The following is a 15,187-nucleotide window of genomic DNA, read 5'->3' on the forward strand; positions in this document are numbered from 1 at the left end:
CCCGGTTTCGGCACGCTGCACGCGCCGACCCAATTCCCTCTTGCTCTCCAAACCTTGACCACCATGCACAAACTCGTCCTGATCCGCCACGGCGAATCGACCTGGAACCTCGAGAACCGTTTCACCGGCTGGACCGACGTCGACCTGACGGAAACCGGCGTCGAACAGGCCAAGAACGCCGGCCGCCTGCTGCGCGCCGAAGGCTATGAATTCGACGTGGCCTACACCAGCGTGCTCAAGCGCGCCACGCGCACGCTGTGGCACACACTGGACGAGATGGACCGCACCTGGCTGCCCGTGGTGCACAGCTGGCGCCTGAACGAGCGCCACTACGGCGCGCTGCAGGGCCTGAACAAGGCCGAAACCGCCAAGCAGTACGGTGACGAGCAGGTGCTGGTCTGGCGCCGCAGCTACGACACGCCCCCGCCGGCGCTGGAAGCCACCGACCCGCGCAGCGAGCGCGGCGACCTGCGCTACGCCAAGCTCTCGCCCGAGCAGATTCCGCTGACCGAGTGCCTGAAGGACACCGTGGCCCGTGTGCTGCCGTTCTGGAACGAGGCCATGGCGCCGGCCATCCAGTCGGGCCGCCGCGTGGTGGTCGCCGCCCACGGCAACTCGATCCGGGCGCTGGTGAAGTACCTGGACGGCATCTCCGACGCCGACATCGTGGGCCTGAACATTCCCAATGGAATTCCGCTGGTTTACGAGCTGGACGCCGGTCTGAAGCCGATCCGCCACTACTATCTGGGCGATGCCGAAGCCGCTGCGCGCGCCGCAGCGGCGGTGGCGGCGCAGGGCAAGAAGGCCTGATTTCCGTGAACGGCCTGTAAAGGCCGAAAATTCTCCGCTGTTCATGCGGAACCGGCCCGCGATCCGGCATTCCAATCGCTTATTTGTCGGAACCTGTCTGGGGATTGCTCGCTATGGGTCAGAAACTGAAGATCGCAGGCTGGGTGGCAGCCGGTGCCCTGGCAGGGGCCATGACCACCGTGTCGCTGCAGACCGTGGCGCGCGGCGCCATGGCGCCCCTGCCGCTGGAGGAGCTGCAGCAGATGGCCGCCGTGTTCGGCATGATCAAGAGCGACTATGTCGAGCCGGTGGACGAGAAGAAGCTCATCAGCGACGCCATCTCCGGCATGGTGGCCAGCCTGGATCCGCACTCCCAGTACTTCGACAAGAAGTCCTTCAAGGAATTCCGCGAGGGCACGACCGGCCGCTTCGTCGGCGTGGGCATCGAGATCACGCAGGAAGACGGCCTGGTCAAGGTGGTCTCGCCGATCGAGGGCTCGCCGGCCTTCCGCGCCGGCCTCAAGCCCGGCGACCTGATCACCAAGATCGACGACACGGCCGTCAAGGGCCTGTCGCTCAACGACGCCGTCAAGCGCATGCGCGGCGAGCCCAACACCAAGGTCGACCTGACCATCTTCCGCAAAGACGAGAGCCGTACTTTCCCGGTCTCGATCACGCGTGAGGAGATCCGCACCCAGTCGGTCAAGGGCAAGGTCGTGGAGCCGGGCTACGCCTGGCTGCGCCTGAGCCAGTTCCAGGACCGCACGGTGGACGACTTCGCGCGCAAGCTCGAGGAAATCTACAAGCAGGAGCCCAACCTCAAGGGCCTGGTGCTGGACCTGCGCAACGACCCGGGCGGCCTGCTCGACGCGGCGGTGGCCGTCTCTGCGGCCTTCCTGCCCGAAGGCGTGACCGTGGTGTCGACCAACGGACAGCTGGCCGACAGCAAGTTCACCTACAAGGCCGCGCCCGAGTACTACCTGCGCCGTGGCGGCTCCGATCCGCTCAAGCGGCTGCCGGCCGCGCTCAAGAACGTGCCCATCGTGGTGCTGGTCAACGAGGGCTCGGCCTCGGCCAGCGAGATCGTGGCTGGCGCACTGCAGGACCACAAGCGCGCCACCATCATGGGCAGCCAGACCTTCGGCAAGGGCTCGGTGCAGACCGTGCGCCCGCTGGGTCCGGACACGGGCCTGAAGCTCACCACGGCGCGCTACTACACGCCGAGCGGCAACTCGATTCAGGCCAAGGGCATCGTGCCCGACGTGATGGTCGACGAGACAGAGGAAGGCAGCCCGTTCGCCGCCCTGCGCACACGCGAGGCCGACCTGGAGAAGCACCTGAACAGCGGCCAGGGTCCGGAAGTCAAGGATCCGGCCCGCGAGAAGGCCCGCGAGGAGGCCCGCAAGCGGCTGGAAGAGGAAGCCAAGAAGCCGGTGTCCGAACGCCGCCCGCCCGAGTTCGGCTCGGACAAGGACTTCCAACTGGCCCAGGCCGTGAACCAGCTCAAGGGCGGCCCGGTGCTGGTCAGCAAGACCCTGGTCGAGCGGCCGGCGGAGAAGAAGGAAAACTGATCCCCGCCGCCGCTGCCGGCCCAAGCCCCGCGCTGCGGGGCTTTTTCTTTGCTGCCGCCACAATCCGGGCATGACCGACGACCAGCTCCTGCGCTACTCGCGCCACATCCTGCTCGACGAGATCGGCATCGAAGGCCAGCAGCGCCTGCTCGATGCCCATGCGCTGGTGGTCGGCGCCGGCGGGCTGGGCTCGCCGGTGGCGCTGTACCTGGGCAGTGCCGGGGTCGGCCGCATCACGCTGGTCGACGACGATCAGGTCGACCTGACCAACCTGCAGCGCCAGATCGCCCACAACATGGCGCGGCTGGGCCAGCCCAAGGCCGATTCGGCGCGTGCGGCCATCGCGGCGCTGAACCCCGAGGTGGTGGTGGAAGCCATCGCGCAGCGCGCCGACGCGGCGCTGCTGGACCGCCTGGTGCGCGAGGCCGACGTGGTGCTGGACTGCTGCGACAACTTCGCCACACGCCAGTCCGTCAACGCGGCCTGCGTGCGGCATGGCCGGCCGCTGGTCTCGGGCGCGGCGATCCGCTTCGATGCGCAGCTGGCGGTGTTCGACACGCGCGACGCGGCCTCCCCCTGCTATGCCTGCGTGTTCCCGCCCGACAGCGCCCCCGAGGAAGTGCGCTGCGCCACCATGGGTGTGCTGGCGCCCCTGGTCGGCGTGATCGGCAGCCTGCAGGCGGTGGAGGCGCTGAAGCTGCTCAGCGGTGCCGGCCCTTCGCTGGCTGGGCGCCTGCTCATGCTCGATGCACGCCAGCTGGAATGGACCACGCTGCGCGTGTCCAGGCAAGCGCATTGCCCGGTGTGCGCCAGCCGCTGAGGGTCACTGGTGCACCCTTCGGCCTGCGGCCTGTCCCGCCAAGCGGGAGCGAGCTTGCTTGGGGCGGCCCGGCGCGGAGCTCAACCGCACGGGCCGTGCGCGCGGCGGAACGCGTAGGGACGCTGCGCCCCGGCATCGGCAAACAGGCCGCGACGGGCAGCGCGCGCTGCGCGCTCTTCCTCGGCGTAGGGTCCGGGGCTGTGCCGGTAGCGGTACGACCAGGCATGGCCGGCGCGCACCATGCGGGCCGCCACATCCTCGTCCGCCTGCCACAGGCGCGCCAGCAGCCGCCCGTAGTCGTCGTGGCGCAGTGGCTGCACGCGCACCGCAAGGCCGAGCAGCTCACGCTGCAGCGCTGACCGCGCCTCGGCTCCATGGGCCTGGCACAGCTCCGGGGCATCGATGCCATGCACGCGGACCTTGCGCGGCGCGCCGCCATCGGCCGGTCGCACCCACAGCGTGTCACCATCGCTGACGTAGCTGACCACGCCCCACCACGCATCTGCGGCATGCGCGGGCGCGCACAACAGGCTTGCAAGAATCCAGCACAGGGCGGCGAGAGAACGGAACACGACAGGCGAGGAGAACAGACGATGGGAGAATGCGCCGCCCGCAGCACGCCGGGCCCCTGCATGATGCCCGAAGCCCCGCACCCTCCCGCTCGCCGGCCCTGGCGCCGCTTCTTCCCTTTCCTCGCCTGGCCCAGGCCCGGCCGCGCCACGCTGCAGGGCGAGGCCATGGCCGGCCTGACGGTCGGCATGATGGTCATTCCCCAGGGCGTGGCCTATGCCGCGCTGGCCGGCATGCCGCTGGTGACGGGCATCTACGCATCGCTGCTGCCGGCGCTGATCGCGGTGCTGTTCTCGGCCTCCACCCGGCTGTCGGTCGGTCCCACCGCGCTGAGCTGCCTGCTCATCGCCGCCTCGCTGTCTGGCATGGCCGAGCCAGGCAGCCCGCAGTGGGTCAACCTGGCGGTCTGGCTGGCACTGCTGTCGGGCCTGCTGCAGGTGGTGCTGGGCCTGGCCCGCTTCGGCTGGCTGCTCAACGTGGTCAGCGCGCCGGTGCTGATGGGCTTCACGCAGGCCGCGGCCGTGCTGATCCTGCTGTCGCAGCTGCGCGACCTGCTGGGCCTGCCGGCCGACTGGCAGGCGGCGCAACTGGCGCAGCAGGTCAACCCGGGCGCGGCGCTGTTCGGCATCGGATCGCTGGTGCTGCTGGTGCTGTCGCGCCGGCTGTCGCCCAAGCTGCCGGCCGTGGTGCTGGTGGTGCTGGCCGCAGCAGGCATCAGCTGGGCCATCGGCTTCGAGGCCGCGGGGGGCGAGGTGGTCGGCACCCTGCCGGCCGGCATGCCGCAGCTGTACCTGCCGCAGTGGCCGGGCTGGCAGGACTTCAGCCGCCTGCTGGTGCCGGCCCTGGTGATCACGCTGATCAGCTTCCTGGAGACCGCCTCCAGTGCCAAGGTCGACAGCCAAAAGGGCGGCCAGCGCTGGGACCAGGACCAGGACCTGATCGGCCAGGGCCTGGCCAAGCTGGCGTCCGGCCTGTCCGGGGCGTTTCCCACCAGTTCCTCGTTCTCGCGCTCGGCGCTCAACCTCTATGCCGGCGCCCGCACCGGCTGGGCCACCATCGCTTCGGTGGTGGTGGTGCTGGCGGCCCTGGTCTGGTTCACGCCGCTGCTGCACCCCGTGCCGCAGGCGGTGCTGGCGGCCATCGTCGTCGCGGCCGTGATGGGCCTGGTCAAGCCGGCCGCGTTCGCACACCTGTGGCGGGTGTCGCGCGTGGAGGCCGCCACGGCCGGCGTGACCTTTGGCGTGACGGTGCTGTCGGCACCGGCGCTGTACTGGGGCGTCATCGCCGGCCTGCTCATGAGCCTGTCGCACTTCCTGTACCAGCGGCTGCACCCACGCATCATCGAGATCGGCCTGCACCCGGACGGCAGCCTGCGCGACCGCCACCTCTGGCACCTGCCACCGCTGGCGCCCCGGTTGTGCGCGCTGCGCATGGACGGCGGGCTGGATTTCGCCTCGGCCAACGCCTTCGAGCGCGCCGTGCTGGAACACCTGGCCGCGCACCCGGACGTGCGCCACGTCTGCGTGTTCGCGCTGTCCATCAACCACATCGACGCCACCGGCGTGGAGATGTTCGGCCAGCTGCGCAAGGGGCTGCGCGAGCGCGGCATCTGCCTGCACATCGCCGGCATGAAGCTGCCGGTCGAGCGCGTGCTGTTGCGTGCCGGCGAACTGCCCGCGGCAGGCAGCACGCCCGATCCGTTGCTGCGCCTGTACCGCACCGACGCCGAAGCGCTGGCGGCGCTGCAGCACCCGAGCATGCAACAGCCGGCCTGAAACACGGGTCGATCCGCCTGTTTTTCCGGCGTTCGGCAGCGCCGCGTGACAGCGCCGCAACCGGACCGCGCTGGTAAACTGGCCCGGTTCAACCCCCCGCCCATCTGTGATCCATCCGGCCCCGTCCAACCTGGTCGACCTGCACGAGTTGCGCCTGGATGCGGCGCGTGCACAGTTGGCCCGCGCCGGTACGGTCGAGCTGCCGCCAGCCGATGGCGATGCCACCGCCTATCTGCAGGCGGTGATCGATGGCCTCAACGAACTCTCGCTGAAAGACGCGCTGACCGGCCTGTCCAACCGGCGCCAGCTCGAGCAGGTGCTGGAGGCCGAGATCGACCGCGTCGCGCGTTCGGGCGAGGCAGCGCTGCTGCTGATGCTGGACATCGACCACTTCAAATCGGTCAACGACAACTACGGCCACATGGCCGGCGACCAGGTGCTGCAGGCCGTGGCCCAGGCCCTGGCCGGCTGCATCCGACCCATGGACACCGCCGCGCGCTACGGAGGGGAAGAGTTCGCCGTGGTGCTGCCCAGCTGCCAGCCGGCTTTCGGCCAGGTGGTGGCCGAGCGCATCTGCCGCACCATCGAGGCCACGCCGATCCGGGTGTCGCCCAGCGTGGACCTGCGGGTGACGGTCAGCATCGGCGGTGCTTTCGCGCTGCAGTGGATCCGCTCCACCACCGAACTCTGGATCGACCGTGCAGACCAGCAGCTCTACGTGGCCAAGACCGGTGGGCGCAACCGGTTGTGCCTGGAGGAGCAACCCGACAGCACCGTCAGCGCGGAGGAAAAGCACTTGCTGTTCGGCCATCTGGCCGCCGCAGATCCTGCCTGGATCGACATGAGTTCTGGCGTCGCCCCTGGTGGCGCTGTGTAAGAGGAACACGATGAGCGATCCTTCCACCCCCAAGTCCGTGCCGCCGGCGCTCGGCGCCAGGGTTCTGGCCGTCACCAGCGGCAAGGGCGGCGTGGGCAAGACCTTTGTCTCGGCCAACCTGGCGGCCGCACTCGCCCGGCGCGGCCAGCGCGTGCTGGTGCTGGACGCCGACCTCGGCCTGGCCAATCTCGATGTGGTGCTCAACCTGCACCCCAAGATCACGCTGCACGACGTGTTCACGGGCAAGGCGACCATCGCCGAGGCCATCGTCAAGGCGCCGGGCGGCTTCTCGGTGCTGCTGGCTGGCTCGGGCATGGTCGAGTACTCGCGGCTCACGCCCGAAGTGCGCGACGAGTTCCTGGGCGTGATCCGCAGCGTGATGCCCAACTACGACGTGCTGTTGCTCGACACCGGTGCCGGCATCTCCGACGTGGTGCTGTTCGCGGTGTCGCTGGCCTCCGAGGTCGTGGTCGTGGCCACGCCCGAGCCGACCTCGCTGACCGATGCCTATGCCGCCATCAAGGTGCTGGCCACCCAGCACAAGCGCCAGCATGTGCGCGTGGTCATCAACCAGACCGCCCGCCCCGGCGATGGCCGGGCCATCACCTCGCAGCTGCAGCAGGTGCTCGACCGCTTCGTGGCCAGTGCCACCGGCCGCTCCGTGCGCCTCATCCACCTCGGCGACATTCCGGCCGACCCGACGGTGCGCGAAGCCGTGATGCGACGCCAGTTGCTGATGGTCAGCGCGCCGGGCAGCCCGGCCGCCATGGCCGTGACCGAGCTGGCGCGCAAGCTCGACGAGACGGTGATCTCCCGCGCCGACGGCACGGGCAGTTGACGGGTGCAAGGCGCGCGGCTGCGCGCCAGTTGCGTCCTACTCGCGCCAGGCCCGGGGCTCCAAGGGTGCCTGCGCGGTGTCCCATTTCGACTGCGGCGTCATCACTTCGCCGCAATGGCCGCAGCGCCGGCCGGCATGGTCGGCCTCCTCGCCGCAATGCGGGCATGGTGCCCACTGGGGTGCGGGCTTCGCCGGCGGCACGATGCCGATGGCCCGCGCCACCGCAATGCACTTGCGCGCAAAGCCGCGCAGGCCCTGGTTCGGATCGGCATTGGACATCGCACCCCCTTGTGTAACGAGCGGGTGCATTTTTGCAGGCATTCGGCGAATCGGCAACGCGAACCGTTCGCCTGTCAGCCAGATGATGGAAACGGCGCTGTCAGGATCCAGCCTTCGAGTGCGTCGCTGGCGGACGGCATGCCGTAGCGCCGGTCGCCTTGCGCATACCGGCACTGGCCCCAGGCGGCCTGCAACAGGCACAGCGTGGCGTCCAGCAGGTCGCCGCTGCCATCGTCGGCCACGGCCTTTCGGGCGGCCTGCGGCAACGCCAGGCGCAAACCCAGGCGGGTCGCGCCAGCGTCCCTGCACAGGGCCGACAGCAGATCCATGCGTGCCAGTTGGCGCTCCGCGGTCTGCCGCTTCGGATCGTCGCTCTTGTAGCTGCGCCGCCCGCCCAACACCTCGCGGGCGAGCAGGCCCGGATAGGCCTCCAGCGCCACGCGCCGCCGGTCGCCTTCGGACAGGCCGGGTAGGTGCACGCCGGCCGCGCGCAGCAGCGGTACACCGGCGTGCAGCATCCAGGCCACGGGTGGATTGACCCATTTCATCGACGGGCTCGCGCCGGCCGGGCCGTCGGTGGCGCGGTGGGCGAACTTGCCACCCGCCGGGCGGCTGGCACAGAAAGCCTGGAACACGCCGCGCAACTGCGGCCGCGTGAGGCTGGCGTAGTGGGCCATGCAGGCGGCCCACTCGGTCGGCCAGCCCAGCGCCAGCACCAGTTCGCGCGGCAGGCCGAACGGCAGGTCGAAGCCGCCGACCCAGTCGGCCGGCTGGGCCAGCCAGGCGCCGAAATCGGCCAGCGTGGTGAAGCGTTCGAAGCGATACAGGTGCACGGTGTTGCCGCTCAGGTGGCCGAGCGCCAGCACGATGGGTTTGCGGCGCGTGGGGCTGCTGCTGAAGTCGCAGCCGAGCAGCGGCGGATGGGCCGGGATGGTCAGCGGTTCCAGCAGTTCTGGACGGTTTCGTTGACGCCGGTCACGCCGCGCACACCCGTGTTGGTGAGCGTGAAGCTGCCGCATTTGTCGTTGGCCTGCGCGCCCTTGGGCGCGGCGGTCAACGTGAAGGTCCGTCCATCCGCCGAAGCCAGGCTGATGTCATAACGATTGGACGGCGTCGTCTTGAGCCCGTCCGGAAACTCCTTGTCCGTCGCCGTCTCGATCGGGTAGGTCCCTCTGGCGGTCGCCGCACGCTCCATCCACTGCGCAGCCTGCAGCAGCGCCGCCCGCGCCTCGGAGCGCGCGCCGCGGCGCACGTACTCCGTGTAGTTGGGCAATGCGATGGCAACCAGAATGGCAGCGATCGCCACTGTGATCATCAGTTCGATCAGCGTGAAGCCGCGCATGGCGGACCGGGGAGGGAGCGGGTGTGTGCTCATTGCAGTTGGCGCCAGTTGGGACGCAGCGGAATCTCGGGCAGGCGCGCCAGCTTGTCGATGGTGTTCGTGGATGTGGTGCTGCCTTTTCCGATGCGGATCTGGCTGGCCCTGGTCGTCACCCGGTTTTCAGCGGCGGATGCCGTCATGCGCGAGGTACCACCGTCGGTGGCCTTGTAGAAACCATCACCGTTCGTGTCCATGACCTGCACCGAAGGCCGCTTGCCGTCCATGATGTTGAGCAGCGTGCGGTACTTCTGGACTGCCGTACTCGTCCCTGCGCAGGTTTCGCCAGCCGTGCCGCCGCCCGAGGCGGGCACCTCGGAGATCAGCTCGATGTTGTTGCTCTCGTCGTAGAAGTACATCTGCGCCAGCACCCGCTCGCCGCTCATGGGCAGGTTCATGTACCAGCCCGACTTCTTGCCGGCACCGGTGTAGGCCACATCGTTCTGGCTCACGGTCCAGAAGGTCCGCGTGGAGCTACTGTCGGAGCCTGCGATCGGATTCTCGCCGACCGTCTGCTGCTGCAGGTTCGTCACCCCACTGCCCAGCGCCGCGGGCGTCACCACGCTATCGTCGATCACCACCTTGCCAGACACCAGCTTGTAGCGCGTGTTGTCCAGCACCGAGTAGACGCTTTGCACCGAGGTGTCGGTCCTATCGGCCTCGGTGAGGCTGCGCCCGGTGCCGAACGCCACCATCAGCCCGGTCGCGCCACGCTCGTTGGCGCGCACGACGGGCGGCGCCGTGATCGGCTGCGCCTTGCTGGCACCTCCACTGGTGTAGACCGCGCGGTACAGCGGCGTGCCGTTGAACACCCGAATGGTGCTGCCCGACAAGTTGTCGATCGCCGGGGTACTGAACGCCACATTCCAGCTCAGGGGATTGGCCGCAGACACATCGAACTTCCAGAGATTGCCCAGCAGGTCGCCGGCATAGACCAGGTCCGGCGTGCCGTTGCCATCCAGATCCACCAGGCGCGGCGCCGACAATCCGTTGCTGGTGCCCGTCGTGCTGCTGGCGACGATCTTGAACAGCTCCTTGGCGCCGTCCAGGTACTGGATCAGCAGCACCGGGCGCTCGTTCGTGCTGTTGTAGCCATTGCCCATGACGGCGGCCCAGCGCCCATTGTTCATGCGCACGATCTGCGTGGTCTTCAGCGCATTGCTGTCGTCGAGCACCGGGGCGACCATGATGTGGCCGAGGTCGGCATCCTCTGCGGTCGAGCCGGCCGCGGAGGTCTTGTCCATCACGACCAGGGATGCGGCATGGGCCTTGAGCATATTGGACTCCACCGCGGTGCTACCGGTGACCGTGCTGCCGGGCGTGGTCACGTCCAGCACGAAATACCCTTTGCCCCCGGCACCCAGGGTGCCGAACAACAGCGTGCGCCATTCCGGGTCGGTACTGGTGCCGAACGGGATGAACACGTCGCCGCTGAAGGGTGAGCCGTCAACGTAGTAGCGGTGCGTGTAGCTGCTGCGCGTGAGCTCGGGCAGGTTCTGGATCACGCCTTTGGGCACATAGGCGATCTTCTCGCTGCCGTCCACGCCGGAAAAGCCGTGCAGCATGCCGTCGTTGCCGCCAACATAGACCATAGGGAGGCGCTTGGCGTGCTTCCTGGCGAACGCCAGGTAGTTGTCGAAACCATAGTTGCTGACCGGATCGGCCACGTACCACAGGCCCGAGTTGACGATGTCGCCCTGGATCGAGGTCCGCGTGCGCAAGGTCGTGCCCTCCTGGCTCCTGTCGCCGCGGATGAAATCGAGACGCTGCTGGCCGAGCAAGTTGGCCGCAGTGGTCGTCGCGGTGCTCTCCTTGAGCAGATCCTTCTGCGCGGTGCTCAGGTAGCTCTCGTCGGCCGCCCATTCGAACGAAGTCGCCCCTCCCCCGATAGCCAAATCGCGCCAGCTCAGGATCAGCCGGTTGGCGATGCCCGTGGCGGTGACCGCCAGCGCATTGAGCTTGTCCGCTGTGTTGAGGTTGGGAGGCGAGGCGCTCTTGGTGCCCCAGGTGGTGTCGGGCGTGGTGGTCGTGCCGCCTGTGCTGCTGTCCTGGGTCACCGTGTCGGCCTGCACGAAGCCGTACCAGCCGTCGGCGTAGTAGCCGCTGGTGTACTGGGTGGTGGCCGAGTAGGCGATCGAGGACGAGGCATTGGCGAAGCTTGTCACCGGCTGGCTGCGGTCCGCCGAGATCTCCCCGAAGATGTCCTTGAAAGCGGCCACCAGGCCGGTCGAATCCGAGGCAGGGATGAAGCGGCCGCGGCCGGCCAGCGCCATGGCCCACAACTCGATGCGCTTGGCCGCGTTGGATGCGCCCGGATTCGGCCAGGTGACGGCACCCGTCACCAGACTTTTGAAGTCGCCATCGTCGCCATACATGTCGCCCGAGGGGGCCCAGGTCGGCCGGATCGTCCATTCGGAAGCATCGCGAAAACCGATTGCATAGGTCTGGATGTGCTGCCAGGTGGCCGGATCGTTGCGCGGATGCCAGTAGGGCGACAGCGTCACCGACCTCAGGGTGCCGCCCGAGCCGGTCCGGTACGGCGTGTCCTCGGAAACCTTGGTCAGTGGCTTCAGGTTGTTCGTCAGGTCACCGTTCAGGTCCGTGGCCCAGTAGTGGAAGGTCAGATCTGCCAGCTTGTTGTAGTTGGTGGCATTGGGGTTGCGGTACAGCTGCGTCTCGGCACTGGTCGCGTCGTAGCGCGTCACCCCGTCGGGCAGGTTCGCGGAGGTCGCGGTGGGGGCGGTGGTGCCCGAGGCGCGCGATGCCGGCGTGATGTTCCACTCGCCGTCCGTCATCACGATCACGTAGTTCCTGCGGCAACTCAGCACCGGATCGGCTGTGGCGCCCGGCGTGGCGGCCCAGACCCCGCTGGCATCGGTGGTCAAGGAATTCTGGACGTAGTTGCCGGCCGCCGCGTAGGCCGTGTGCGTGGGCGTGCTCCCGGACCCACGCAACTGGTTGCCCGAGGACGCCTGGGTCGCTGGCCCGACCCAGTTCAGAAACTTGGTGCGATGCGCCGCATTGAGCACCCGGACCGCATTGCACCCGTCAATGTTCGAATTGACGGCTTGACACTGATTGAAAGTGTTCCAGCCGAGGCGGATCGAGTTGTCCGGGATGACCTGGGTGGTCGCGTTGAAGATGGCATGCAGGGCCGTCTTGAGCTCGCGCATGCCCGAGCCCGCCGTTCCGGACGAGCCCATGCTCCCCGAGTCGTCCAGTGAGAGGATCACGTTCGGCGCCGGCGCGCGGGTGGCCGAGCCGGCGGGATACTGTGCCAGCGACAACTGGGCCGCGAACGGCGCCGACGGCATGCCGATCGCCGCGATGAGCACGCTCAGCAGCGTGCGCCTGGCCCGGGGATGTGCGTGCATCGTGGCCTCCTTCAATCCCTGATTTTCTGCCGCGCGAAGGTCGACTGGAGCACCACCTGCGTGCCCTCCTTCAACCCCCGGGCCACGGCGGTGATGCGGTAGACCACACGCGGACTCAGGTTCAGCGCCATGGTCTGCGACGCGTTCGAGACAACGCTGGACTCGCCAGTGCTGGCGTATTGCATGACCTCGATCCAATACCACGCTCCGCGGCGGGCCGTGCGCTCGGTCAACAGCGGATTGACCATGGCCGTGCTGCCCGTGGCTGGCAACGCGCCGGTGTACTCACCATAACGCGCACCGACGTTGTCAGCGATCATGGGATTCATCGTGGCGTCCGCGCTCCAGAAGTCCTGCGCGCCCGCACGCTTGAGGCAAATGCCGTTCAGGCACTGGGTGGTGGTCTCGGCCGACAGGCGCGTCAGCAGGCGCTGGAAGGCAGCCATTTCGTCGATGAACCGAACCGTCGTGCCCATGCGGCAGATCTTCGTATTGGTGGGTTCAGACACGCAACTCGTCCCGTCCGCGCGCATGCCCTGGATGTCGAGCTCGGCGTCCTGGATCATGGCCTGGGCCGCCTCGAACGCACGCTGGTAATCGGCATCGTTGCCCACGATGGCCTCGTTGACGAGCGAGGTGCGGAACGCCCACAGCGCCAGCAGCGAGGACAGCAGCACGACGATCATCACCACCAGCAGCGCGATACCGCGCTGGCGCGCGCCCGCCAAGCCCGCGGGTGCGCGCCTCACCGCGCCGCCCCCTGGCTGCGCAGCTGGAAGGTGTTGCGCAGCACCACATGCATGCGGTTGCCCAGCGACACGTCCGACTGCGCGCAGTTGCGGTAGGTCGCACCGGCCGTGTCGATGTTCTCGTCACCGGCAAGTTCCAGGCAGATGTCCACCGCGACGACCGAGGCCCAGTCCGCCGTGGCCATCGCGGCTGGGGCGATGCGGCGCATGGTCGTGGCACCGACCCCGCCGGCCGGCAGCGTTTGCACCAGGTACGTCACCCGGAAGTCCGCCACGTTGCCGATCAGCACCTCCTCGGAGCCGTCCGTTCCCCGGCACAGCAGATCGCCTGTCGCCGCACCGGTGGCCCGCTGCAGCCGGAAATCGCTCTGCACCACCGCCGCCGTGGTGGAACTGCGGCCCAGGCAGTCGCTGAGCAGTGACTGTGCCGTGGTGGCGGTCGACACCGTCTCCGTGAAGTTCTGGTATCCCACGCGCAACGCATAGGTCGTGTCGTTCTGCAGCGTGCGCGTGCTGCGATCGAACGTAGTTTCGAACGCCACCGGCTGGGCCGGATCTTCCGCCGCGTCGGCGGCAGCACCGAAGGCCATGTTCAGGCGGATCGCCCCCGCCTGCCGCAGCTGCCGACCGGCCACGCGCAACGCATAGGCGCCTTGCTGCTGCAGCTGGCTGGCGTCGCTGACCGTGCCTGACACGCCGCGCGAGATCAGCAGTGCCCCCAGCGCCACGGCGATGGTCATCAGCCCGATGGCCAGTCCGACCAGCAATTCGAGCAGCGTGACGCCGGACTGGGTGGCGCGGGTCATGGGCAGTACATTTTAGGATCGGCCGCATCACCCACCACGTAGGGCGCACAGCGCAGCGTGGGTTGCAGGTACTGCAGGTGGCAGATGCGGTCGGCGGGGCAACTCACGCTGGTGACGCCGGTGGCCGCGCCGGTGGTCACGGTCGCCGTGGCGAACGGTGCCTTGTAGGCCGCGTTCTCGGCGGCCGTGGCGCCCTCGCGCTGGCGCTCGTTCTCGCGCCAACTCACCATCACGCCCAGCTGCGGCCGCACGTTGGTGGCCGTGCCCTGGGCCACGACGAACACCGCGGCTTCGCCCAGCGGCATGGTGGCGGCCACGTTGGCCTTCCACTGTGCAATGTCCGCCAACGCCGTATCACCTGGCCCGCAGCCGTTGGCACAGTTCGGCGGCGCGCCGCTGACCTCGTTCTCGCCCACCACGTAGTTGGCCAGGACCGCCGCCGTGAGCGAGGTCGGATTGGCCTTGATGCGTTCGCCGAGGTCTTCGATCAGGCGGATCGCCTGGGCCCGGCGTACCGCGGTCTGCGTGTCGGCGAGGGTGCGCAGCTGCACTCCCAGGATGCCGAGCACGCCCAGCGCCACCAGCACAATGGCGATCATGGATTCCAGCAGCGTCACACCGCGCTGTCGCCGCACCATCAATCGCATGCACTCGCCCCTGCCTTGCTGCGGATGCGGCCACCGCCACCCAGGCAGACAGCCGATCGCACGGTGGAACCGCTGCGCGTGGACGCCACCACGAACGTCACAGCGCCGCCGGTTGCCGGATCGCCCCAGCGCGTGAGTGCGAACGAGCCCGAACTGGCCGCATTGGTGACACTGACGCCATTGCCGAGCGGCGATTCGCGCAACACGGCCGTGCCATCGAACACCGTCCAGCCGCATCGCCAGTCGGCCACGTCGGTCGGCAGCGCGCATTGGTCCGTCCCGGGCGTGCTGCGCGCCACCGACACATTGCCCCCCCGCTTGATCGCCTCCGACCGTGCGAACGCGATCGTCGCCACCATCTCCTCCGCCGCCTGCCGCACGCGCCAGCGCTCGATCACCGGCACCATGCTGGGCCCGGCCAACGCCGCCAGGATGGCCAGGATCGCCACGACCACCATGAGCTCAAGCATGGTGAAGCCGCGGGCTGCAGGAACGGGGGAATGGCCACGGAATGGGCGGATCATGACTGTGCGAATGCTAATCGCCCGACCGCCTGAAACAAGCGTGTTGCACGCAAGCCGCGTCAGGCGGACCCCGGCGCACGATGAGCGGTTGCGCCCGCGACAGCCCCGTGCCTGGTATGCCAAATAGTTCACACAGACATGGGTGTTACAAGCCCGGAGTAGGATGCTCCGGCACCCGCCGCAGTTGCGG

The 15,187-nt window shown here is 68.5% G+C and carries 15 protein-coding genes; 6 read left to right on the forward strand and 9 right to left on the reverse strand.

Annotated elements, in window-relative coordinates; genetic code table 11:
• Positions 1-63 precede the first annotated feature (63 nt).
• The 3 genes from gpmA to ACSQ4M_RS32620 all read left to right on the forward strand — a co-directional run bounded on the left by gpmA (position 64) and on the right by ACSQ4M_RS32620 (position 3,180).
• Complete coding sequence (gpmA, locus tag ACSQ4M_RS32610) at positions 64-810, forward strand: 2,3-diphosphoglycerate-dependent phosphoglycerate mutase (protein ID WP_436193497.1); 747 nt, start codon at positions 64-66, stop codon at positions 808-810.
• Between the two features lie 113 nt (positions 811-923).
• Positions 924-2,360 carry a S41 family peptidase gene (locus ACSQ4M_RS32615; RefSeq protein WP_436193498.1) on the forward strand — a complete coding sequence of 479 codons (1,437 nt, stop codon included), beginning with the start codon at positions 924-926 and terminating at the stop codon, positions 2,358-2,360.
• A gap of 70 nt (positions 2,361-2,430) precedes the next feature.
• A complete protein-coding gene (locus ACSQ4M_RS32620; RefSeq protein WP_436193499.1) occupies positions 2,431-3,180 on the forward strand; it encodes a HesA/MoeB/ThiF family protein in 750 nt (249 codons plus the stop codon).
• A gap of 80 nt (positions 3,181-3,260) precedes the next feature.
• On the opposite strand, the gene ACSQ4M_RS32625 is transcribed toward ACSQ4M_RS32620, so the two are convergent.
• Positions 3,261-3,752: a thermonuclease family protein gene (locus ACSQ4M_RS32625; protein WP_436193500.1), complete on the reverse strand. Its 492-nt coding sequence runs from the start codon at positions 3,750-3,752 to the stop codon at positions 3,261-3,263.
• 63 nt (positions 3,753-3,815) lie between these two features.
• Here ACSQ4M_RS32625 and ACSQ4M_RS32630 point away from each other — a divergent pair, with 63 nt between their 5' ends.
• From ACSQ4M_RS32630 to ACSQ4M_RS32640, 3 genes are all read left to right on the forward strand, one after another.
• Positions 3,816-5,525 (forward strand): SulP family inorganic anion transporter, encoded by a 1,710-nt coding sequence (locus ACSQ4M_RS32630; RefSeq protein ID WP_436194107.1) that lies wholly within the window; start codon positions 3,816-3,818, stop codon positions 5,523-5,525.
• 106 nt (positions 5,526-5,631) lie between these two features.
• Entirely contained in the window at positions 5,632-6,402 is a 771-nt protein-coding gene (locus ACSQ4M_RS32635) for a GGDEF domain-containing protein (RefSeq protein WP_436193501.1), read from the forward strand.
• 10 nt (positions 6,403-6,412) lie between these two features.
• Complete coding sequence (locus ACSQ4M_RS32640) at positions 6,413-7,240, forward strand: MinD/ParA family protein (RefSeq protein ID WP_436193502.1); 828 nt, start codon at positions 6,413-6,415, stop codon at positions 7,238-7,240.
• A gap of 36 nt (positions 7,241-7,276) precedes the next feature.
• Here ACSQ4M_RS32640 and ACSQ4M_RS32645 read toward each other — a convergent pair whose 3' ends face one another.
• The 8 genes from ACSQ4M_RS32645 to ACSQ4M_RS32680 all read right to left on the reverse strand — a co-directional run bounded on the left by ACSQ4M_RS32645 (position 7,277) and on the right by ACSQ4M_RS32680 (position 14,997).
• Complete coding sequence (locus tag ACSQ4M_RS32645) at positions 7,277-7,519, reverse strand: hypothetical protein (protein WP_436193503.1); 243 nt, start codon at positions 7,517-7,519, stop codon at positions 7,277-7,279.
• A gap of 74 nt (positions 7,520-7,593) precedes the next feature.
• Positions 7,594-8,457, reverse strand: coding sequence for a DUF429 domain-containing protein (locus ACSQ4M_RS32650; protein WP_436194108.1), 864 nt, complete (start codon positions 8,455-8,457; stop codon positions 7,594-7,596).
• On the reverse strand, positions 8,454-8,861 hold the full coding sequence (locus ACSQ4M_RS32655; RefSeq protein WP_436193504.1) for a type IV pilin protein: 408 nt from the start codon (positions 8,859-8,861) through the stop codon (positions 8,454-8,456). The genes ACSQ4M_RS32650 and ACSQ4M_RS32655 overlap by 4 nt, the downstream gene beginning before the upstream one ends.
• 29 nt (positions 8,862-8,890) lie before the next feature.
• Positions 8,891-12,271 (reverse strand): pilus assembly protein, encoded by a 3,381-nt coding sequence (locus ACSQ4M_RS32660; protein WP_436193505.1) that lies wholly within the window; start codon positions 12,269-12,271, stop codon positions 8,891-8,893.
• A gap of 11 nt (positions 12,272-12,282) precedes the next feature.
• The gene (locus ACSQ4M_RS32665) at positions 12,283-12,999 is read right to left on the reverse strand and encodes a pilus assembly PilX family protein (protein WP_436193506.1); all 717 of its coding nucleotides are present in this window, start codon (positions 12,997-12,999) and stop codon (positions 12,283-12,285) included.
• 17 nt (positions 13,000-13,016) lie between these two features.
• Positions 13,017-13,826: a PilW family protein gene (locus ACSQ4M_RS32670; protein WP_436193507.1), complete on the reverse strand. Its 810-nt coding sequence runs from the start codon at positions 13,824-13,826 to the stop codon at positions 13,017-13,019.
• Complete coding sequence (gene pilV, locus ACSQ4M_RS32675; protein ID WP_436193508.1) at positions 13,823-14,473, reverse strand: type IV pilus modification protein PilV; 651 nt, start codon at positions 14,471-14,473, stop codon at positions 13,823-13,825. The genes ACSQ4M_RS32670 and pilV overlap by 4 nt, the downstream gene beginning before the upstream one ends.
• Positions 14,464-14,997, reverse strand: a complete 534-nt coding sequence (locus ACSQ4M_RS32680; protein WP_436193509.1) for a GspH/FimT family pseudopilin — start codon at positions 14,995-14,997, stop codon at positions 14,464-14,466. The genes pilV and ACSQ4M_RS32680 overlap by 10 nt, the downstream gene beginning before the upstream one ends.
• Positions 14,998-15,187 lie beyond the last annotated feature (190 nt).

Source organism: Pseudorhodoferax sp. LjRoot39 (assembly GCF_964253035.1).
Taxonomy (GTDB): domain Bacteria; phylum Pseudomonadota; class Gammaproteobacteria; order Burkholderiales; family Burkholderiaceae_C; genus Pseudorhodoferax.